The sequence below is a fragment of the Rhodovulum sp. PH10 genome (assembly GCF_000293785.1).
Classification (GTDB): domain Bacteria; phylum Pseudomonadota; class Alphaproteobacteria; order Rhizobiales; family Xanthobacteraceae; genus Rhodoplanes.
Window position 1 is genome coordinate 1 of record NZ_AKZI01000238.1, and the last position, 417, is coordinate 417.

General features: G+C 66.7%; 1 pseudogene. It reads left to right on the forward strand.

The features are described 5' to 3' along the window. Nucleotides 1-32 precede the first annotated feature (32 nt). Nucleotides 33-417: pseudogene (locus A33M_RS23370) on the forward strand (hypothetical protein); the annotation flags it as partial.

Here is a 417-nt window from a genome sequence, read left to right on the forward strand (position 1 = left end):
GCAAGGGACCGCGGCTCCATCACTGGGCTCGCGTGCGTCTGTTCCGTCTGCAGGAGCCGGGGCAGCCGTTCGATCACTGGCTGCTGGTCCGACGCAGCCTCACGGATCCGACCGATCTCGCCTGTTATGTCGTGTTCGCGCCTGCCGATGCGACGCTCGCCGAGCTCGCCGGCGTTGCAGGCTTGCGCTGGGCGATCGAGACCTGCTTCGAGGTGGCCAAGGACGAGCTCGGCCTCGATCACTGCGAAGCGCGCACGGCGAACCGTATTCTTGGCACGGCTGGCATCGCCACGTCACCCTCGTCATGGCCGCGGTGGCTTTCCTCGCCAAGCTGCGCGCCGACCTCTTGCGATCGTCCTTTCCTGACGCCGCATCGACCAAACAGAACGAAAGGAGTCCGGTCGCGATCGCACCCGC